The 21,781-nt window shown below is 34.2% G+C and carries 16 protein-coding genes; 9 read left to right on the top strand and 7 right to left on the bottom strand.

Features of this window, described 5'->3' with window-relative positions; all coding sequences use genetic code 11:
• Nucleotides 1-2 precede the first annotated feature (2 nt).
• Nucleotides 3-2,942: a SusC/RagA family TonB-linked outer membrane protein gene (locus tag SD960_RS02130; RefSeq protein ID WP_318800696.1), complete on the bottom strand. Its 2,940-nt coding sequence runs from the start codon at nucleotides 2,940-2,942 to the stop codon at nucleotides 3-5.
• 608 nt (nucleotides 2,943-3,550) lie between these two features.
• Here SD960_RS02130 and SD960_RS02125 point away from each other — a divergent pair.
• The 3 genes from SD960_RS02125 (at nucleotide 3,551) to SD960_RS02115 (ending at nucleotide 8,129) form a co-directional block, all read left to right on the top strand.
• A complete protein-coding gene (locus SD960_RS02125; protein WP_318800589.1) occupies nucleotides 3,551-3,793 on the top strand; it encodes a helix-turn-helix domain-containing protein in 243 nt (80 codons plus the stop codon).
• A 308-nt stretch (nucleotides 3,794-4,101) separates the two neighbouring features.
• Nucleotides 4,102-6,369 carry an ATP-dependent nuclease gene (locus tag SD960_RS02120; RefSeq protein WP_318800588.1) on the top strand — a complete coding sequence of 756 codons (2,268 nt, stop codon included), beginning with the start codon at nucleotides 4,102-4,104 and terminating at the stop codon, nucleotides 6,367-6,369.
• Between the two features lie 2 nt (nucleotides 6,370-6,371).
• Complete coding sequence (locus tag SD960_RS02115; protein ID WP_318800587.1) at nucleotides 6,372-8,129, top strand: UvrD-helicase domain-containing protein; 1,758 nt, start codon at nucleotides 6,372-6,374, stop codon at nucleotides 8,127-8,129.
• A gap of 155 nt (nucleotides 8,130-8,284) precedes the next feature.
• Here the strand turns inward: SD960_RS02115 and SD960_RS02110 are convergent, their stop codons facing one another.
• Entirely contained in the window at nucleotides 8,285-9,346 is a 1,062-nt protein-coding gene (locus tag SD960_RS02110; protein WP_318800586.1) for a restriction endonuclease subunit S, read from the bottom strand.
• A gap of 3 nt (nucleotides 9,347-9,349) precedes the next feature.
• Complete coding sequence (locus SD960_RS02105) at nucleotides 9,350-11,251, bottom strand: class I SAM-dependent DNA methyltransferase (protein WP_318800585.1); 1,902 nt, start codon at nucleotides 11,249-11,251, stop codon at nucleotides 9,350-9,352.
• A gap of 428 nt (nucleotides 11,252-11,679) precedes the next feature.
• On the opposite strand from SD960_RS02105, the gene SD960_RS02100 reads away from it, so the two are divergent.
• The 3 genes from SD960_RS02100 to SD960_RS02090 all read left to right on the top strand — a co-directional run bounded on the left by SD960_RS02100 (nucleotide 11,680) and on the right by SD960_RS02090 (nucleotide 14,097).
• On the top strand, nucleotides 11,680-11,850 hold the full coding sequence (locus SD960_RS02100) for a hypothetical protein (RefSeq protein WP_318800584.1): 171 nt from the start codon (nucleotides 11,680-11,682) through the stop codon (nucleotides 11,848-11,850).
• Nucleotides 11,847-13,400 (top strand): recombinase family protein, encoded by a 1,554-nt coding sequence (locus SD960_RS02095; RefSeq protein WP_318800583.1) that lies wholly within the window; start codon nucleotides 11,847-11,849, stop codon nucleotides 13,398-13,400. The genes SD960_RS02100 and SD960_RS02095 overlap by 4 nt, the downstream gene beginning before the upstream one ends.
• A 238-nt stretch (nucleotides 13,401-13,638) precedes the next feature.
• Nucleotides 13,639-14,097 carry a helix-turn-helix domain-containing protein gene (locus SD960_RS02090; protein WP_318800582.1) on the top strand — a complete coding sequence of 153 codons (459 nt, stop codon included), beginning with the start codon at nucleotides 13,639-13,641 and terminating at the stop codon, nucleotides 14,095-14,097.
• 58 nt (nucleotides 14,098-14,155) lie between these two features.
• Here SD960_RS02090 and SD960_RS02085 read toward each other — a convergent pair whose 3' ends face one another.
• The 3 genes from SD960_RS02085 to mnmE all read right to left on the bottom strand — a co-directional run bounded on the left by SD960_RS02085 (nucleotide 14,156) and on the right by mnmE (nucleotide 17,489).
• Nucleotides 14,156-15,325 carry a site-specific integrase gene (locus SD960_RS02085; protein ID WP_318800581.1) on the bottom strand — a complete coding sequence of 390 codons (1,170 nt, stop codon included), beginning with the start codon at nucleotides 15,323-15,325 and terminating at the stop codon, nucleotides 14,156-14,158.
• Nucleotides 15,285-15,857 carry a helix-turn-helix domain-containing protein gene (locus tag SD960_RS02080; protein WP_318800580.1) on the bottom strand — a complete coding sequence of 191 codons (573 nt, stop codon included), beginning with the start codon at nucleotides 15,855-15,857 and terminating at the stop codon, nucleotides 15,285-15,287. The genes SD960_RS02085 and SD960_RS02080 overlap by 41 nt, the downstream gene beginning before the upstream one ends.
• Nucleotides 15,858-16,088: 231 nt before the next feature.
• Nucleotides 16,089-17,489 (bottom strand): tRNA uridine-5-carboxymethylaminomethyl(34) synthesis GTPase MnmE, encoded by a 1,401-nt coding sequence (mnmE, locus tag SD960_RS02075; RefSeq protein ID WP_318800579.1) that lies wholly within the window; start codon nucleotides 17,487-17,489, stop codon nucleotides 16,089-16,091.
• Nucleotides 17,490-17,651: 162 nt separating this feature from the next.
• On the opposite strand from mnmE, the gene SD960_RS02070 reads away from it, so the two are divergent.
• Together SD960_RS02070 and SD960_RS02065 are read left to right on the top strand one after the other, a co-directional pair.
• Nucleotides 17,652-18,485 (top strand): universal stress protein, encoded by an 834-nt coding sequence (locus SD960_RS02070; protein ID WP_318800578.1) that lies wholly within the window; start codon nucleotides 17,652-17,654, stop codon nucleotides 18,483-18,485.
• A 67-nt stretch (nucleotides 18,486-18,552) separates the two neighbouring features.
• Entirely contained in the window at nucleotides 18,553-20,325 is a 1,773-nt protein-coding gene (locus SD960_RS02065; protein ID WP_318800577.1) for a MutS-related protein, read from the top strand.
• Nucleotides 20,326-20,353: 28 nt separating this feature from the next.
• On the opposite strand, the gene SD960_RS02060 is transcribed toward SD960_RS02065, so the two are convergent.
• Nucleotides 20,354-20,881, bottom strand: a complete 528-nt coding sequence (locus SD960_RS02060) for a biopolymer transporter ExbD (protein WP_318800576.1) — start codon at nucleotides 20,879-20,881, stop codon at nucleotides 20,354-20,356.
• 210 nt (nucleotides 20,882-21,091) lie between these two features.
• Between SD960_RS02060 and SD960_RS02055 the strand changes: the two genes are divergently transcribed.
• The gene (locus tag SD960_RS02055) at nucleotides 21,092-21,646 is read left to right on the top strand and encodes a fasciclin domain-containing protein (RefSeq protein ID WP_318800575.1); all 555 of its coding nucleotides are present in this window, start codon (nucleotides 21,092-21,094) and stop codon (nucleotides 21,644-21,646) included.
• Nucleotides 21,647-21,781 lie beyond the last annotated feature (135 nt).

The raw sequence follows: 21,781 nt of genomic DNA, 5'->3' as shown, positions 1-21,781 counted from the left end.
TTTTAAAAGGTTAATTGTACCCCTGCAGTCACAACTTTAAGAGGAGGGAGGTAACCGATAGTAGAAAATTCAGGATCTCCATCCTGATACTTTGTAAAAGTCAGCAGATTTTGAGCCTGCAGCATTACCTTGCAGCTTGTATCTTTCAGGCTTAACGGAACAGTATAGGAAAGCGCAATATTTTTTAAACGGATAAAGCTGGCATCGGTTATGATTGTATTGCTGAGCAGGTAATTATTATTGGCGTTTACCACGTTTCTGTCTGTGCCCGTTGTATACATTTGATAGGCAGTCTGGTCCCCTGTTGTCTGCCAGCTGTCTGTTATCCTTGTCTGCTGATTGGACATCATCCCGGGCGTTCCCATTGGGTATATGCGGTTCCGCTGTTTTGTGAACTGAAAAAGAAAATCAAGATTCCAGCCTTTATAAGTGAGCTGATTTTGTATGCCTCCAAAATACTTAGGATTCAGATTAGCGGTATGCTGTCTGTCATAAGGAGAAGATATTACGCCGTCGCTGTTTACATCCTCAAAATCATAAATGCCTGTCTGGGGATTTACCTCCTTAAATTTATACAACAGCAGAATGTTCAGTGGTTCTCCTATTCTGTACTGCTGGCTGTAGGTGGACCCCTCCAGACCGGGAAAACTCAGCAGTTTGTTTTTTGCAAAAGTGAGGTTGAAATTGGTAGTCCACTGAAAATTTGCTTTCTGTAAATTAACTGTACGCAGCGTAAATTCCAAACCTCTGTTTTCAACAACAGCATTTAGATTGGCCTGAATAGAGGAGAAGCCTGTTGTTCCGGGAAGCGGAATCCCGACCAGTTGATTAGAGGAACGGTTTTGATACCACGCTGCTGTTGTAAAGATTCTGTCCCTTAAAAATCCTGTTTCAAGTGCAAATTCAAGCTTCTTATTGATCTCCCAGCCGAAATCAGCATTGTAAAGCCTTGAAGGGGAAATTCCGGTCACACCATCATAGTTGACTCCTGTTGTGCTGTAGGTATCAAAAAACTGATAATCGCCGATCTGGTCATTTCCTGTAGTTCCGTAACTGCCACGGAGTTTTCCAAAACTGAGCCTTGAACTGTTTTTTAAGAAATTTTCATTTGTGAAAAGCCATGCAAATCCTGCCGCGCCAAAGTTGGCGAATTGTCTGCTGGGTCCAAAGCGGCTGGAGCCGTCCCTTCTTGCCGTAAGGTTTAAAATATATCGGTCCTGCCAGTTATAGTTTAACCTTCCAAAAATAGCCTGATATTTGTATTGTGTTTCATCGTCCAGCTGTATGGTAATGACTTTGGCAGCTGCAAGATTATAAATTAAGCTGTTGGAACTGAAACCGCTCCCTGATTGATAAAGAGCAGCTGTGGTCTGGTTTTGAAAAGTGGTGCCTGCCAATAAATTTATTTTTCCCTTTCCCAATTCTTTTTCCCACGTAAGCTGTGGTTCGATAATCCAGGAAGTTCTTGAGGTCTGGTTTTGATACAGTACTGATCTCTGGCTGGTGAAATTGTAAGCAGGGTTAAAGATCGTTGAAGGTGCTGTACGGGTTTCCAAAGTCGCGAGATCAGTAAAACCAAAGTTACTTTTAATACTTAAACCTTCTAATATTTCATAAGACAACATTGCGTTTGCTATGAAATCTTTAGTCTTCGATTCATATTTTGCATTAAGGTTTCGCAACGGATTTTCCCAAGTCTGATTTTCCCAGTTTAAACTCCCATCTGAATTGTACAATGCAGGGGCGTTAGGGGCAAGAAACCTTGTAGCATTAGTTAAATCACTGGCAGGCTGGTTGTTTTTCTGTGAAGTGTATCCGCCTGAGAATGTCATTTGAAATCTATTGTCTTCAGACGTGTGGTTGATATTGACCTGCACCCCTCCTCTGTTATAACCAAAATGACCGGGAAATACTGTTGATTCACTGTGGTAGGTGCCACTGAGCAAAAACTGGGTATTTTTTGAGCCCCCTGAAACAGTCACCTGATTGTCATTAATTTTTGAAGTTCCACCCAGAAGTTCCTGCTGCCAGTCAGTATATCTGTTTTGATCCCAAGCTCCGTTTACATCATAATCAGTACTACCATATTGTTTTCCGTCATTTACGAAAGCTTGTTTTCGCATTGCCAGATATTGTTCAGTATTCATGAGCTTGAGAAATCTTGTAACGGTTCCGGCTCCCGTACTGCTTGTTATGGTAAATCTGGTTTTTCCTGATTTTCCTTTTTTAGTTGAAATCAATACAACCCCGTTAGCTCCCCGCGATCCATAAATAGAGGTAGCATCGGCATCTTTCAGAACCTCGATGCTTTCTATATTGTCAGGATTGATGCTGTTCAGCGGACTGGTTGAGGTAGGAAAAATGGATGAGGTCTGCCCCGAACCAATAGGGCTGGAAGAGTAAGGAACTCCGTCAATTATATACAGCGGAGTATTTGCTCCAGAGCGCAGACTGTTTTGTCCGCGAATCTTGATATCAAAACCGCCTCCGGCAACTCCAGTGGTCTGTGTGATATTCACACCGGCCATCCGGCCCTGCATGACTGCAAGGACATTGGAAACCGGCTGTGTTTCGATATCCTTTGATGTAATTTTGGCTATGCTGCCTGTGCGTTCACTTTCTTTAACGGAATAATATCCCGCATTTACCCTTACTTCCTTAAGTGTAGTAGTATCGTAGGATAGTACAATGTTTACAACTGAGCGCCCTTTAATGGGAACAAGTGCAGTTTTAAAGCCTATATAAGATACTAAAAGTGTGTCATTAGGAGAACAAGTGAGCGAGAACTGACCACTGTAATCTGAAATTACGGCATTGTTTTTTTTGTTTTTAATTGCAATGGTTACACCAGGCAGGGGATTAGTGCCGTCCGTTACAGTACCCTGAACCTTATGCTGTTGGGAAAGTAAGTTGCCAGCCTGAAAGTGATTTTTAGCAGACATTGGTGAAAAAGACAGTAGGAAACCTAGAAAAATTAGGTAATAGAAAGCTCTTCCACCCGTGGAAAATGAATAATTATTCATAATTTTGGGATTGGTTAGTTAAATATGATTTGATTGGCTACGGTCCTCTGCTATAGTTAGTCGCTGCTGCAGAGGACTATTTTTTATTTATTAAGTAAACGCTTAATAGACATAAATAAGATTTGTTTAATTCACAGGCAATCGTCGTTTTAAAAGGTTCATCTTGACTGCGAAACTTTAAAATAAGAAGTGTGATTTACTAAGAATCCGAAGAGAGTATAAGGCAAAAAAAAAGCGCGGAACTCAGCTTATCGAACAGAGGTACTGGCGGCACCAACCACAATAAGTGAGCCCACGCCAATGACGTGAGCATCTTACTTATCCTCTCGTGGTATAAAAAAACGCCAGTTTTCTGTTCGAGATTCAAAGCGAATGCTTCAAATATTTTTAATTGAAGAGTCGCAAAATTAATAAAATACTATTTAAAATTTCTTTAAATAATTTTTTAGAATTCAAATATACGAAAAAAATCACAAAATTGTCAAATTTGACAATTTTTTTTGTTGTAATTATCTCAATTTCACTTTATGAAGGAGATTAGAAAAAAATATTATAAAGCATTTGGGCAGAACTTAGAAAGAGTAATGGAAAAGAATGAAAAAGATGTTATGACTGTTGCTTCTATTGGAAAGATTGAACTCAAGCAAGTATATAGAGTTCTAAATGGTGAACATGGGGCATCGCTAGGCACAATAATTTCAATAGCAAAAGGTCTAGATATTGAGCCTAAAGAATTATTTGATTTTCAATTTGACTTAGAAAAGGAGTAAAAAAGATGCAATGGCATCTTTTTTTTGTGTCTTAAATAAGAGAAAAGTATATATGTTTTTGAGAATAAATAATGGAAAGATTAAGATTAAGATGAAAATGATTTAAAGATTTTACAGATTAATACAAAATTAAATGGAAGACCTAATACTAAATAAGAGGGAAAACCATTTTTAATATGTCGTACTTTTTGAAGCGTTACGACGCGAAATAACAGATAGTAAGGTCTTGCATGTTACGTCAACAACTGCTTCTATTAACATTTAGGTATCTTTGATTAAATAATAACCTGATTTAAAGAATTTGTGTAATGAAGATTAAAACAATAGAAATAAGAAATTTTAGGCTATTAAAGAAGGTTGTTCTTAGCTTAGAAGATTACACTACCGTCGTGGTAGGTAGAAACAATTCTGGAAAAACCTCATTAACCGAGATTTTCCGAAGGCTGGTAGGGGATAAAAACCCAACTTTTTCGCTTTTTGACTTCAGTATTTCTTCCATCGAAGGTTTTAAATCTGCATTGCAGAAAAAGCTAAACGGAGCAAATGATCAAGAAATTCGAGCTGAGATTCCCTCAATTGAAATTAAAATTACAATTGAATATCCTATTGACGCTGAAGACTTGGGTGCACTAAGTGATTTTATTATCGATCTTAACGTAGCAAGTAACAGTGCCGTTATGTTGGTTCAATACACTTTGAAAGATGGCAAATTAGATAACTTATTTGAAGGAACTACTGACGATAGTGCTGAAAGCATTGCGGCATTTCTTAAGTCATTACGAGAAAAAATTCCTAATCTTTTTGAAGCTAAGATATTTGCACAAGATCCAAATGATGAAACTAATGTTGCGGCAATGGATCACTCCAAATTTAAAGCCGTTATTGGAGCAGGTTTCATCAATGCACAGCGTGGCCTTGATGATGTGACACATTCAGAAAAGGATGTACTAGGAAAAGTGTTGTCGCAACTTTTTAAAACATCAAAATCGGATTCAGCACCTGAAGACATGAAAGAAAAGTCAGAGGCACTGCAAGTTATTATAGATGAAATTCAAGAAAAAGTTGATACAGATTTTAATGGAAAACTTGACAAACTGCTTCCTGCGTTAGCACTATTTGGCTACCCTGGTTTGGCCGACCCAAACCTAAGCACAGAAACGCGTCTCGATGTGTCAAACATCTTAGATAGTCATACCAAAATAAGATACAATCAGGGCGATAACCTATTCTTGCCAGAAACATACAATGGCCTTGGATCAAGAAATCTAATTTATATTTTGTTTCAATTATTTGAGTTTTTTCGTCAATATCAAAGTAGACCGGTTAGCAATAGTCTAGACATAATCTTTATTGAAGAGCCTGAAGCACACCTTCATCCACAGATGCAGCAGATATTTATTAAGAAGCTTTACGAAATTGCGGAAGAATTTTCAAATGTTTTAAATGAAGGAAAACCTTGGCCCGTACAATTTGTTGTAACTACACACTCAACACATATTGCCAACGAAGCGGAATTTGAGGCTATACGATATTTTCTAACTTCGAATAATGAACAAAGAGAAACAACAATAAAAGATTTGCGAAAAGAATTTCGTGCTGATGAACTGCAGGTTGACAAAGAATTTTTGCACAAATATCTAACTCTTACAAAATGTGATCTTTACTTTGCAGATAAAGCCATTTTGATTGAAGGTATTGCAGAGCGACTAATGATGCCATTACTAATTAGCAAAAGCGATGCTTTGACGAAGGCCGAATTAACTGTAAATCCTTCAACTGATGTTGCTATTGATGAAGATGATCTAGAAGCTACTGTGACCGGAGAAATTCAAGCTCAGCTTCCAGATACAGAGAAAGAAGCTGAAAAGGACACCAACGCTCCCGAGGCGATTTCAACTCACGACGTTCCTATTACGGCAGAAGAAGCAGTTGACAATGCTTCTTTGGACGAAACCACGTTGTCTGTCGAAGGCTATCCTACATTGGAGACACAATATATTAGCGTAATCGAAGTTGGTGGTGCCTATGCACACCATTTTTATAAATTTTTAGACTTTTTAGAATTGAGGTGCCTCGTTATCACTGATATTGACGCCGTTGTTTCCACCGTAAAGGAGAATAAAACTACATATCCAGGATCACTTGTATGCGAAGGCTCACATAGTTCAAATGCAGGAATAAAAAATTGGTTCGCACCAGGTACAGCCGGCTATTACCCAATGGCGGATTGCTTAGCTAAAACAGCTGATCAAAAAGTTGCAGGTTCCCGACGGATTGCTTATCAAATCCCAGAAGATGGGCTTATTGGATGCGGAAGAAGTTTCGAAGAAGCTTTAATTTTAGCCAATCGCGATCTATTTGCAGTAACAGGTGCGTCTGTTTCAGAGATAGAGAAGTTTGCTGACGATAATGCGCCAGACAACAAGAATAAGTCTGGTTTCGCTTTAGAGTACGGATTGGAAAAAACGGATTGGAAAGCACCAAAATATATTGTTGAAGGTTTAAAATGGCTAGCACTCAGACCGAATAAGCCTTCACAAGAAGTTGAGGAAGCAATTGTTGAACTTGTACAATAAAAATGATAGCAGAAGAAGATCAAACCAGTCCAGCAGAAAAAGCATCGCAAGAATGTTTAATGCAAGTGCTCAAGGCGATTGATGAGCATAAAAATTTTCTTGTTGAAGCAGGTGCAGGCGCAGGAAAAACATATACGCTCATTAAAGCATTAAAACATTTAATATCAAAATATTCAGCGGAGTTTGAAAGAGCAAATAAAAAAATAGCTTGTATCACTTATACTAATGTCGCAAAAGATGAAATTAAATCTCGTACTGACAATCATCCGGTTATAATCGCCGATACAATTCATGCTTTTGCTTGGCAAGTCATGCAGGTTTTTCAAAAACCTTTACGGGATAGGATATCTGCCTTGGGGGAGAAATGGGTTGCAAGAATTGAAGAGGCTGGTGGTATTACTGACCAAAAAGTCATTTATAATTTGGGATATCCCAAAATTACTGACACGGAGATTTTCTTACATCATGACGATGTAATTAAACTTTTTACATCACTATTAAGCGATGTAAAATTTAGAAAGATATTTGCAAACAAATATCCGGTGCTATTGATTGACGAATATCAAGATACGAACTTATCCTTAGCAAATACATTGGTGGAGAATTTTATCGAAACTGAAGAAGGACCGTTGATTGGATTTTTTGGAGACCACTGGCAAAAAATATATGGTTCAAGCTCTTGCGGTCTGATACAAGCTTCAGATGGTAAATTACTTTCAATCGGAAAGCAGGCTAATTTCAGATCGGATAAAAGTATTGTTGATGTATTAAATAATATGCGGCCTGAATTACCTCAACACGAACATGACCCACATTCTGCTGGCGAAATCAGTGTTTATCATACAAATAATTTTACTGGAGAGAGACGTACTGGAGCACACTGGAATGGTGATTTACCCGAAGATGTAGCGCATGAACGTCTGGAAACACTCAAAGAACTCTTGCGGGCATCAGGATGGAATATTTCTCCTGAAACTACAAAAATATTAATGCTGACAAACAATGTTCTTGCTTCTGAACAAGGATATCAAACTGTTTCCTCTGCATTTTCTGACTCAGATGATTACCTGAAAAAGAACAATGAATACATTTCATTTTTAACCGACACTGTAGAGATAGGTGCTGCGGCATTTTTAGAAAAGCGTTATGGCTTAATGATAGAAGCATTTAGAATTAATACCAATCGAATTAGAAGACATAGTGATAAGCAGGTCTGGCATGACGCTATGATGCAGCTAAATGATGAGCGTACCAATGGTACAATTGGCAGCGTTATAGATTTGCTTAAAGTGACTTCAAAGCCAAGGTTGTCAAAGAAAATCGATGAGTGTGAAAACCGCATAGCGACGGTTCGACTCCAGCCCGAATCAGAGCGTAGTGACGAGGATAAAAATTTACTTACGAAATATGATGGTATTCGCACAATTCCTTATCCCGAAATTGGTAATTTGGCGAAATACATAGATGACAAAACCATATATTCTACGAAGCACGGAGTCAAAGGCGCTCAATTTGACAACGTAATTGTTGTATTTGGAAGGGGATGGAATCATTATAATTGGAATCAGATGCTTGAGCATGTCAACTCCGGAAATGTACCTGAGGCCAATCGAGATGCGTTTGAAAGAAACAGAAATCTTTTTTACGTCGCGTGTTCTCGACCTAAGCATCGTCTAAGCCTTTTATTTACACAAGAATTATCAGCTAATGCTATTCTAGGCTTACAGCGCTGGTTTGGTGAAATAGTACAGCCCATTTAAGTAGCGGTTCATGTTAAAAGTACATAAACCGCTAGAGAAAGTCTCCATTTTAATTCTATTTTGTGACGACACGCATTTCTAAAAGTAAAAAATTGAAAAGCCTACTTATACTAGATACGATCACAAGCAATAAAAATTATTATATAGTGTCTTAGTTATTTTTTCTTAGCGGTTTTTAGCTTAATGTAGTTTGTGAGTTTCTCGTATTCTATTTTCTTTATGTAGTTTTCCATATAGTCATAGTCGATATGCCCTTTTTTATTTATTGGAAATAATAACTTTTGTCTTAACATTCGGGTTTCATTAAACTTATAGGCATATTGAAACTTGGACTTTTGGTTTAAAATACTTGTTTTTATGAACAAATATAAAAACTCATTTCCTTCTACTTCTTTTAGGCTTAATCTTTTTACATCATCTGAAAATATAGCCTTATAAGGATGATAAAAATTTTCGACAACACTTCCGTTATAGTTTACTCCTAAAATATTGGAATCTAAAGAAGAATTGTTATTTGAAACAAAATTTGTAATTCCATTATTTGAATCAGATGCGCCAATAAATGGGGTTTCTCCGCTATGCATATCAGCTTTTGTGAGTCTTTTGCCTGCTTTAATGTTAAAAACATCTTCAATAAAAAATTCTCCCCACTCTTTTTTATTAAGTGTCTCGACCTCCTTGAAATCTTTTACTTGTTCTATTTTTTGAACTACATAATTACGAACCTTTAAAATTTTCTCATTTTCTTTATTACGAATATATTCTTCCATAAAAGAATAATCAGGTTCGTTTTTGGAATTGATGGGAAGTTGAATAATTTGCCGCTTCAATCTTGTTGAATTGATTGTATAAGAGTATGAATACTTGCTTTTATGAAGCTTCAAGCATTGTGAAATAAATAACAATACTTCTTTTGAAACGTTATGTTTTGATATCAATATATTGACTTTAGTTCCTGTAAAAAAAGGATAATTCTGTACAAAAGGTTCTGCTGTTTCATTTCCAATTGTTATAACTGGTCCTTCATTGTTCAAATATGCATTATCAAAATCTATAAATCCATCTAGACCATTTGCACTTTCTTTCCTTGTGATGTAGGCAACCTCACCACCATTTTTATTTACCTTGTTACCATCAATACTTTTACCGATTTTAACTACGAACAATTCATTAATTACGAATTTACCCCAACGAATATTTATCGAATCTATCTCCATAGGCTATTTTTTATCAAATAAATGTTCTTTTCCCTGCATTATCATACTAAACTCAAATGTTAGATAATCAGTAATTGTTTTTTCAAAGTCGCGTGCATTGGGGATTTCGTCATTAAAATAATAAAAAGAGTGTAACCATTCGTCTTCAGGTTCTATAGTAGTTTTGACACAGAATTTAGTTTCTGCATCTAATCTGTCAAACCATACATCCAGTAAATGCTGTTTTTTATCTTTGGCTTGAATAGTCTCAACAAGACCCCGATGCTTTTGAACTTCAAAACCATCTTGCTCAAAATTGATGAACTTTACTTCTTTTTCTTTATAATGAGGAATACCTGCTGTAAACACTGCAATGCAAGGATTTGTTCCAACTCCATAGAAGGTATTTTTATTTAGCGTAATAACTCCGTCCAAAGTGTGATGTTTTAATATGTTTTCTTTTATTGCCTGTTCTTCCCTAGTTTTACCTGTCATAGAAGATTGAGGTACTATTACAACTACTTTACCATCTGGCAAAATGGAATTTAATAAATGTTCAGTAAAATTAATCTCATATAAATTTGTATTATTTTTGCTTCCCATCGAGTAAGGTGGATTCATCATGCCTACTGTGCAGCCTTTTTCTTGCAATAATGAAGGGTTAAATTTTATAAAATCTTCTTGTTCAAGGTTACTTTTTCCATCACCGCGCAAAATCATATTAGTAGTAGCAATAGTAAACATATATGGTTGTAGCTCTAAACCATGTAATTGATTTTTTCTAATATTCCTTTGCTCTACTGGATTATCCGTTTTTTGCAACATTTTATGCATTGAAGCTATTAGAAAACCAGCTGTTCCACAGCAAGGATCTAGAATAGAATCTGTTGTCTTCAATTCTACTAAGTCGCAAAACAATTCCGTAACGTGCTTTGGAGTTAATACGATACCTAAAGATTGACCATCGCCACCAGAATATGACATAAATTCTCCATAGAATCTTCCCAAATAATCTTCAGCGGACTGTATATATTTAATATTTTTATAGATGTTCTCGTACAAAAAATCTGTAAAGTGTTTTAAAGGTGTTTTTTTTAAATGTTCATTTTCTTCATTGATAGCTTTGGTGTCTTTGATTACCAAAAACTGGCTAAGTAATTTATCTTTTTTAACTTGAGGAGAAACATTTGCTCTTTTTAGGTTTTTTTCAATGGCCTCGTATATTTTTTCGCCATCAGTAGTAGTTTCGTCACCTGTAAGGCTATCAATACTGAAACCTTTATGTTCCATTTCCCTTAATGCCAAAAGAATACCTGAAACTATAAGTGGTTTATCTTTGTCTTGGATACTACCATAATTTCTTAAATCTTCATGTAAATTTTTTGCATCCCTTAGAATCTCTTCTGTTGTTTTGTCTTCAGGAGTCTGCTCTTTAAGTATATTTTTTGTGTAGTATTCGTCAATGTTTTTCTCGTTGAAAAGTGTAAATGTTTCTACATCATCCAATTCTTTATACCCTGCTCTTTCATCAATAAATATAGGAGTTATTTTGTGTCTTTTTTCGTTACCTGAAACACCAAAAACTATGAATTTTTTATATGAAGTTTTCTGAGCTAAATGTCTGCCGTAAAATAAAGCTCCATTTACAGCGTAATTCTTTACGCTAGCAATATCGCTACAAATCACCTCTTTTTCGTTTCGTCTTAAGTGAAGTGATACATCCGCTTTATTTTCGATAATTAAAACGAAATCTTTAACTATTCCACAATATTCCGGAAAGCCAACTTTTCCCGTTCCGGCCTTTGATGCTGATTTTAAAGCTTTGTCAATATCATGTATGTTACTTCCTTGTGGATGTAAGTCAATATTTGCCTCTTTTAGCAATTCATAAACCCACAAATCTGTTAATACTTCTTTTTTAGCCATCTATATAATTATATTATAAATTCTTTTTAGATTGTAAAGTTAATTTTTTTTTACTGTTTAAATACTTTCGAATAAATAATTAGTGTATATACATCGGTTAATTTTTTTTATAGACTCAAACGCCTCATACTGCAACTGAATTGATTTACTCAAGCTTAAATGAGGTTAAGACCTCAATCTCATTTTTGTTGTATAATCCGATTGCCAATACTGATTCAACCTTTTATAGATCCTAACCTATTAGCTTTTGCTATGTTTGTTATTTCTACTCTAATGTACATTACTATTTTTAGTAGATATTTTCGTTTAAGTGTGCTAGGAAGTTGAATTAGGTAATAAACTTCCTTTTAAAGACAAGTACTATTGCTACTAAAATTTGAAGCGTTTCTGTATTTAAATTACATTTTATCAATTTAAAAAGTGTGATTATGGAGAAAGATATCGACTACAGTAATTCAAAGTTGACCCCAGAAAAAGCTTTACAAATGCTTCGATCTGAGGGATTAGATGTTACAATTGAGCAAGCAGAGGATATTTTGTATTTCTTAAGAATAATTGCTAATATCGCTGTGTTGAAACATTTAAATAAAACAAAATGAGCAAGATAGCAGATTTATATATTCGTGTAAGTACTGACGAGCAAGCAGAAAAAGGATTCTCCCAACGGAATCAGGAGGAAATGCTTAGAAAATATTGCGGCATAAACCAAATACAGATACGCAATGTAATTTATGAAGATCATTCAGCTAAGACTTTTAACAGGCCTCAATGGAAAAGATTTCTTGCTGATGTAAAAAAAAATAAACGTAAAATTAATTTAGTTCTATTTATGAAATGGGACAGATTCAGCCGTAATGCAGGTGATGCTTATCAAATGATTAATCTGTTAAGAAAACTCGGTGTAGAGCCACAGGCTATAGAACAGCCGCTTGATTTGAGTGTTCCTGAAAACAAGATGATGCTCGCATTTTATCTTGCGGCACCTGAAGTTGAGAATGATCGAAGGGCCCTAAATACATTCCAAGGACTTAGACGTGGCAAGAAAGAGGGTAGGCATATGGGAATGGCTCCTTATGGATACGCCAATAAAATAACAGAAGACGGGAAAAAGTATATTGCCATTGTACCGGAGAAAGCTGTAAAAGTTATTTGGATCTTTGAACAGATTGCGAAAAATATCTTTAGCACTGAATCTATTTATCAAATGGCAAAAGAAAAAGGTTTTGCTATATCTAAAAATAACTTGTGGCTTATCATAAGAAATCCTCTTTATTGTGGAAAGATAGTTGTTCCTAAGTATAGAGATGAAGAGGAGAGATGGGTCAATGGACAGCATGAGCCAATTATCACTGAGGGATTATTTTATCGGGTTCAAGACGTTCTTGATAGTAAAGCAAGAACCTACCGGCCTAAAATTAAGACTATTGAGAATTTTCCTTTGCGAGGTTTTTTCCTTTGTCCAAAGTGCGGTCAGAAGTTAACAGGAAGTAAATGTAAAGGAAGGAATAAATATTACTACTATTATCACTGTGATAAAGTATGTAAATGGAGAGTGAATTCTGAAATAGCTAACAAGATTTTTAAAGAACATTTAAATAAATTTAAACCTTTACAAGAAGTTAAGAAGCTATATACCGCAGTTCTGCTTGAAGGTTACAGGGAGCATACTGGAGTAATAGCTAACGAAAAAAAGAAGTCCCTTGAGCAGATTGCAGTTTATGAAAAGAAATTATCTGTGGCTAGAAATTTATTAGTTAGCGAGAAAATCGATGCTGAAGATTACAATCTCATGAAGACTGAATACAATACGATTATCAGTAATCTGGAAAAAGAGATGGGTAATGTCGAGGACGACAGGGCGAGTATAGAGCATTTAACGACGACTGGATTGGAAAACCTTTTAAAGCTAGGAGAAGTCTTTGATGGTGGGACTTTAGCTGATTCTAGAGAATTAATTGGTTTAATTTTTCCCGAAAATTTCACATTTCAAGAACAGAAAATCCGCACCGCCCGAGTCAATGAAATGGTCAACTGTATCTATCTGGTAAACAATAGGTTACGGGCAAAAAAAAACGGGACAAAAGATGATATTTTTCTTTTGTCCCGAGTAGTGACCTCTACAGGACAAATTTCAAATCATTTTATGTAAGATTTGTTGAGATTGTCTCACTATAAGTAGATACTGTCTTTTAATGGAACTAGGAAGTTGGTTTAGATGTCCTGTCGGGGATCAAAGTAAAAAATTATTTACTTATTCATTACAGTTGAAAATGTAATTTCAAGCCAAAAAGGAAATAAGCTTCCAATTAGTGCCAAATACCGTCAATAAGTATTTCAAAAGCATTTTAGAAATAATTTCCCTTAATAAATTTCTAAAGATGCAAGTTATGGAGAAAAGTATTGACTATAGTGGATCTAAATTGACAACTGAAAAAGCTTCACAAATTCTTCGTTCAGAGGGATTAGATGTAACGTCTGATACATCTACTAAACATATCCATACTATGAAAGCATATAAATTTGAAGACCTTCCAGATATTTTGGGAGCACTTTATTTAAGAATAGAAAATATTGAAAGAATTTTGAAAGATTACAATAAACAAGATAAAGTAATTGATAATGATCTACTCTCTATAAATGAAGCTTCAATATTATTAAAACTTTCCGTTGCTACAATTTATTCCAAGGTTTGTAGAAATGAGATTCCAGTAAACAAGCAAGGAAAACGCCTGTATTTCTATCGTACGGAATTACTGAATTGGATCAAATCCGGCCGTATTAAAACTATCTCTGAAATCCAGCATGAGGTTGAATTGAGTTTTAAATCAAAACAATCGGGTAGATAAGAAGTTTTAGTTTTTTATATAGAAAAGACGTCACCACAATGACGTCTTTTTTGTTTTATTATTTTAAACTTATTCTAACTGTTGTATCTCTTTTTCTCTGATCGATAATATGAGCGTAAATCTGAGTTGTTTTTACATTCTTATGACCGAGCATTTTCGAAACGGTAAATATGTCAGTTCCCGCGGATAATTGCAAGGTAGCATAACTGTGACGAAAGCAATGGAATGTAATATGTTTTATAATTCCTGCATGAGCTAGCCATACAGGTAAAATTCTGTCCACATCCCACTTTTTTAAACCTGGAAATACTTTCTGGTTTGGTTTTCCCCTTTTACCAAAAATTTCATAAGCTTCATCAGATATTGGCATTGTCTGCAAACCTTCCGTTTTCTTTTGTTTAAACCTGATATAATATCCGTCATTTTCAATATGCTCAATTTCAGACCATTCTAATTTGGCTATATCTGAATAGCGGTTCCCTGTTAAAAGAGAAAATTTTGAAATTCTATATACAATATCTTTTGAACACGGTGTACTAAATAACCTCCTGGCTTCTTCAATGGTTAAAAAATTGCGCTGAGATTCTTGTTCTTTAATTGAATCAACACCAGCATTTATATCTGTTCTTATTTTACCCTCTTTGTAAGCTTTTCTCAGCGTCGACTTAATTTTATTGTGGTAAGAGAGTGCTGTATTTCGTGTTAATTTTTTTCCCGTGCCCCTGCGGCTCTTGGTGTTCAGCAAGTAATCTCTAAAATCTTCAATAAAAATTACTGTTATATCTTTAAAGCATACATCTTTTCCTGCGAGAAATGCCTCAAAGTGCGCAATGGCCGTGTCCCAAATTTGGTAATTACTTCCTTTTCTTTTTTCGGCCTGATCTTTAAAATACTTCAAAAATGAAGTTTTACCGATTTTTTGTATTTCCAATTGCTCCTTCTCAAATTCAGAATATATATCATCTTTACGCAATTCGTTTAATCTGCGTATTAATATCAATTCTGCGATACGCTGGTTCTCTATATTGGTAATTTTTTCAATCTGATTTTTTGGTTTTACAAAGAGATATAATTTTAGAAATTCCCGCCTTGTATACTCATTTGTTTCTGCGTTGAATATCGGTGGATAAAAATCCAGGTATAATGATATCCTTCCACTTGCCAGCACTTTTTCTCTCAATGTTACATTACTCTTTTTCATTTCCTCTTGCATTAAATATAATATCAATATCCTTCTTTGCTACATAATTGAACTTCCCAACAGAATATTTAGTTATTGCGTGTCTTTGAATTATCATATAAAGAGCACCTGGTGAAACTCCAAATTTCTGCTGGATCTGCGTTATTGTATAACACTGATCCAATCCCGGAAATTCCTGTACCGGACGCAGTAAGGACTGATCCAGTGGAATAGAGAAAAAGCTATCCATGTCACACCTGCGGATCACGGTCCTTGCTCCAAATTTTGCTACATCGAGCTCTCCTCTTGATATAATTCTGTAAATAGTCCTGCGGCTTATTCCAAACAAAACACTGGCCTGATCCACGCTAATGAAATCTTTTGTTTTAACTATTTCAAGATTAGGATTTCTGGCAATTTCTGTCTGTCTGTTGCTTTCTTCAATTTTAGACTTTCTCGTCCTTGCTTTGTAGGCTCTGCTGCTGCATTTTAGCGAACAATACTGTGTTTTTGTTGTCTTGGCCGTGAATTCATTTTGGCAGAATTCACAGATGCGGGTAATCTTAATGTTTGTACTCATAGAAATGTGACTTTAAGTGTCCCACTGTGACTATGTGTGTCTACGCGTGCCATAATTTGGCCAAAAAAAATAATATTTGTACCTCACATTCTCGAGGTACAAATAGGGTACAAATTTAATCAAAACATCACATAATATCCAAAAGAAAAAGGAATTAAAAAACGAGTTAAAATATTGTTTATCAATACTTTAACTCGTTTGTTTATTGTTGTTTTGCGTTATTTTGTACTGCTATTTTCCAATACAGAAATTAGCAAATATATTCCCCAGCAATTCATCATTAGAAACCTGGCCCGTAATAAGACCGAATTGGTATAAAGCTTCGCGGATATCAAGAGCAATTAAGTCACTTGAAAGATTTGTTTCAAGGCCAAATTTTACTTTTGTAATTTCGTCTAAAGCTTTAAGTAACGAATCGTAATGTCTTGTATTTGTTACGATAGTTTCATTATTTCGTAATGCTCCAGTATTTACAAAAGAGAGTAATTCATTCTTTAATTCATCAACACCAATTTTTTCTTTGGCTGAAATCTTTAAAAGTTTCAAGTTTAAAGTTCCAAGCTTCTCATTGATAGTTTCAATTTCTTTTTCACTTAATAAATCCACCTTATTTACCACAACTAATATTGGTTTTAGAGGATATTTATTTTTAACTTTTTCAATTTCTACAATATAGTCAGAACCTGAAACCTGAAATTTGAAACCATCAAACAAAAATATAACAACCTGCGCCTGATCGATTTTTTCAAAAGTTTTCTTGATTCCAATACTTTCTACTACATCTTTAGTTTCGCGAATTCCGGCAGTATCAATAAATCTAAAACCAATTCCGCCAATAACCAGTTCATCTTCAATCGTGTCGCGGGTGGTTCCGGCAATGTCAGAAACAATGGCACGTTCTTCGTTTAATAAAGCGTTTAGTAAAGTTGATTTTCCAACATTTGGTTCACCAACAATTGCCACCGGAATTCCGTTTTTAATCACATTACCAACAGCAAACGAATCGATTAAACGTTTTAAAACAAATTCAATTCTGTTTAATAATTCATAAAACTGGGTTCTGTCTGCAAATTCAACATCTTCTTCGGCAAAGTCTAATTCTAACTCAATTAAAGATGCAAAATTTAAAAGTTCTTCACGTAATTTGGCAATTTCATTACTAAAACCGCCACGCATTTGCTGCATCGCAATTTGGTGTGAAGCTTCGTTATCTGATGAAATTAAATCGGCAACAGCCTCGGCTTGTGATAAATCCAGTTTTCCGTTAAGGAAAGCTCTTAAAGTAAATTCTCCCGCATCGGCCATTCTGCAGCCTTTTCTCAATAATAACTGAATAATTTGCTGCTGAATATAAGTAGATCCGTGACATGAAATTTCGATAGTATCTTCTCCGGTATAAGAATTTGGGCCTTTAAAAACAGAAATCAAAACTTCGTCCAGCGTTTTTGCATCATCAACAATATGACCCAAATGCAGGGTATGGGTTTTTTGTTTGGTTAAATCTTTGTTTTTAATCGATTTAAAAACCGAATTCCCAATAGTGATTGCTTCAGAACCTGAAATTCGGATTATAGCAATAGCTCCTGCTCCGGATGGTGTTGCCAATGCAACTATAGAATCTTGATTTATCATGGTGCAAAGGTATAAAAAAAGGCACAAATTTCCGAAACCGAAGCTCATTCGCAAAAGCGCTATTTAACCAATAACTTAATGTTAAAATACTGATAATTATCAAGGTGTTTTGTTTTTAGAATGATTAAATTTGAGAGAAGAACTTTATAAAACTGAAACAAAATGAAAAAGATATTATTACCAACCGATTTTTCTGACGCAGCAACAAATGCGTTTGTACATGCATTAGAATTTGCAAAAATTGTGAATGCCGAGCTTATTTTGTTACATACTTTTGAGATTCCGGTATATGATAGTCAATTTTTCCCTGAAAATTATGCTACAATTTATAGCTCCATTGAGTTTGCAAAATTTGAAATGTTCAAAGATGAAATTCCAAAATTAAGAGCTATTGCGGCCGAAAGAAATTTAGGTGATATAGTGCTAAAACACCGCCTAATGGATGGCGATCTATTATTTAATTTGAAAAATGCCGTTGAAGAAGATCAAATTGATTTTGTAATTATGGGAACAACCGGTATTTCTGACTGGACAAAATTCTTTCTGGGATCAAATACAAGCTCTGTAATTTCAGGAGTAGATGTTCCTGTTTTATGCGTTCCTGTTGATGCTAAATTCAAGAAAATTAAAACAATTGGATTTACGACCCGCTATCGTGAAAAAGATAAAAAAGAACTAAAAAAAGTACTGAAAATTGCAAAAAAAACAAATGCAAAAGTAAAAAGTTTATACGTTAAAACTTCAAACTCAGATGTTACTGATGTTACTGTTAAAGAATGGGAAAGAGAATTTGCCGGCGAAAACATCGAATTTTTAGTTTTACCAAGTGATGAAGTAAAAGAAACTATCCTTGATTTTATACTTTATAAAGACATAGATATCTTGACGACCATAAAGCATAAAAGATCTTTCTTTGAAAGTATTTTCGAGTCCAGTTTTTCAAAAAAAATAACCAAAGAGGTTTCAGTACCCGTTTTAATTATGCACGAAGATTAAATTCGCTCTTTTTTAATATTGATTTTATGATCTAAAACCTATATTTGTATTTCATCAAATCAATAAAATGAATTCATATCAGGATAAAGTTTCGCATTATTCAGAACTTCTTAATAAAATCAATAAAAGATACAACAGTTTAAGTTTACTAAGGCTTTTAAGCATTTTTGCTTGTTTGTTCCTGTTGTTTTATTACATTAAAACAAGTGAAATCCTATACGTTGTTTTTGCTTTTATATCTTTTGTTGGTTTTATTTTTTTAATGAGAATTCATTCTCGTTTATCTTTTCAAAAACAGCTTACAACGGCACTTTTAAAAATCAATAAAAATGAAATCTCTTTCTTAAAAAGAGAAAAAATTCCTTTTGAAAACGGAATAGAATTCAATGATTTTCATCATCCTTATGCATACGATTTAGATATTTTTGGCGAACATTCCCTGTTCCAGAATCTAAACAGAACTGCAACTTTTATCGGAAAAAAAACATTGGCAGATAACTTGTTGCAACAGTTTTCTAATGAAACTATTTTAGAAAATCAGGAAGCCATTAATGAGCTTAAAACGAAAATAGAGTGGAGACAGGAATTTTTAGCCCTGGCAATGGTGAGCAATGATTCTAAAAATTCGTACGATTCTATAATTCATTGGAATTCATTTAAAAATAATACCTTATCTAAAGTTTTAATTTCAATTTCAATTATTCTCCCAACTTTGTTTTTTGGAACATTAATTGCCTATTTTATTACTTCAAAAACAATTTTATTATCGTATCTGACCTATATTTTTATAGCGAATATGATTGTTTTGGGAAGATCATTAAAACGAATTCAATCAGAAATTGCCAAAGCAGATAATGTTGATAAAATAATCAAACAATACAGTTTATTGGTGGAGAAAATTGAAACCGAAAAGTTTCAGTCTAAAAAAATAATGGACTTGCAGCAAAAGCTTATTTTTAAAAATGCAACTGCAAGCAAACATCTAAAAGATTTGTCAGAACTGTTTTCCAGAATGGATACCATTAGCAACTTTGTTACCGCTATTTTATTCAACGGAACTTTTTTGTTTAATCTCCACGTTTTAAAAGCACTTTTAAAATGGAAAGAAAACTATTCTGATGAACTGGAAAAATGGATTGCTATTATTGGTGAATTTGAAGCTTTAAATAGTTTGGCGAATTTGGCCTATAATAATGCTGATTTTGTTTTTCCTGAAATTAATTCTGAATACAAAATTGAATTTTCAGATTTGAGCCATCCTTTATTAAATCCTGCGACCAGAGTAGGGAATGACACTCATTTTTATCCACAATCTTTCATGATTTTGACGGGCTCAAATATGTCCGGAAAAAGTACTTTTTTAAGAAGTTTAGGAATTAATATGGTTTTAGGTGGAATAGGTTCTGTTGTTTGTGCTTCAAAGGCTAACATTCATCCACTTCCAGTTTTGGTTTCAATGCGATTATCAGATTCTTTGGCAGATAGCGAATCGTATTTTTTTGCCGAAATAAAGCGTTTGAAACAAATTATGGATGCGCTTGAAGATAAACCGGCTTTTGTTTTATTAGATGAAATTTTAAGAGGAACAAATTCTGATGATAAACGTAACGGAACTATTGAGGTCGTAAAAAAGATTATTGCAAAAAAAGCCATAGGCGCGATTGCTACACACGATATCGAAGTTTGTTTAACAACCAATGAATATCCTGATACTTTAACCAATCAGTGTTTTGAAGTCGAAATTCAAAATAATGAACTCCATTTTGACTATAAATTGCGTCCGGGAATTTGCAAAAATAAAAGTGCTACTTTTTTAATGCAAAAAATGGGAGTGATATAATTTTAGATTTTAGAATGTAGATTTTAGATTATTTTAAAGCTAATAGTTTTGTTTCTTCGGGGGTAAAATCGTTTACAATAGCGTACGTATTTATTCCTGTTATTTTCATTTCATCAAGAATATCAACTAAATTTCCGTAGTTAGATTTTTTACTTGGTTTTATAATTACTATTATATTCTTTCTGTAGTCACCTGTATAGTCTTGAACTTGTTTAATTTTATTTACTAATTCTTTTCTTATACCATTTTTGCCATAAGAAACGTTTTTAGGATTTTCTAAAGGATCAAATAATAAACCTGAATAGGTAACAATTTTATCATTGTCATCAAGTAGTATAGTAGTAATTCGGTGATAATCAACACCACAAATAATCACACCATTCCATTCATCATCCCAATATCTTTCAGGCAAACCTAACTCCATTACTTTAGGTTTCGCTAACTCAATTGTAACCATAAAAAAGATAATCAATAAAAAAGAAACGCTAACCATTGCCGTTAAATCTACTCGTGTATTTAACTTTTTACTTCTTACTTTTTTTGGTAGATTTTCCATAAATCATCAATTTTTTATGAAAGTTAATAATAAAATTGAAGCAAAACAGAGTTGGTTTATAAAATATTTCAAAAATAATTTTATCTATTAAAGTCTTGTTTTACAGCATATTTTGAGGATTTTGCAATAATATTTCGTCTTTTTTATTTTTTCACTAAAACCAAAACGATTGTTATGGCGTAAATGAGCTTATAACTTAAAATATTAATTATGAAAACTAGAAAATTTTTAGCCGTAGCAATCTTAACATTAGGATTTGGATTTGCATCTTTCGCACAAAAAACTGTAATGGTTGGTGGAGCAGCAATGTATCCAAATAAAAATATCGTAGAAAATGCAGTTAATTCAAAAGACCATACGACACTTGTTGCTGCTGTAAAAGCTGCAGGATTAGTAGAAACATTACAAAGTAAAGGACCATTCACCGTTTTTGCCCCAACAAATGCCGCGTTTGACAAATTGCCAGCAGGAACTGTTGAAACATTATTGAAACCAGAAAACATTAAAACATTACAAACTGTTTTAACCTATCATGTTGTTGCAGGAAAAATGAACGCATCTGATATTGCAAAAGCAATTAAAGCCGGTAAAGGAAAAGCAACTCTTAAAACAGTAAGCGGCGGAACTTTAACTGCCTGGATGGATGGAAAAGATTTGTACATTAGCGATGAAAGTGGTAACAAAGCTAAAGTTACTATTGCAGACGTAAACCAATCAAATGGTGTGATTCATGTTGTCGATACAGTTTTACTGCCAAAAATGTAATTCAGTTTTCAGATAGCCTACAATCCAAAAAAAGTCCTGTATTTTACAGGACTTTTTTTATGAAAATTTATTTTTTAAGATATACAAAATTGAAAAAGTATTAATGAAGAATAAAAAGATTAATATACTTCCATC

Origin of the sequence: Flavobacterium sp. MMLR14_040, assembly GCF_033657265.1 — a bacterium.
In the GTDB taxonomy this organism is placed as follows: domain Bacteria; phylum Bacteroidota; class Bacteroidia; order Flavobacteriales; family Flavobacteriaceae; genus Flavobacterium.
This window is presented reverse-complemented; position numbering and strand designations above follow the sequence as displayed.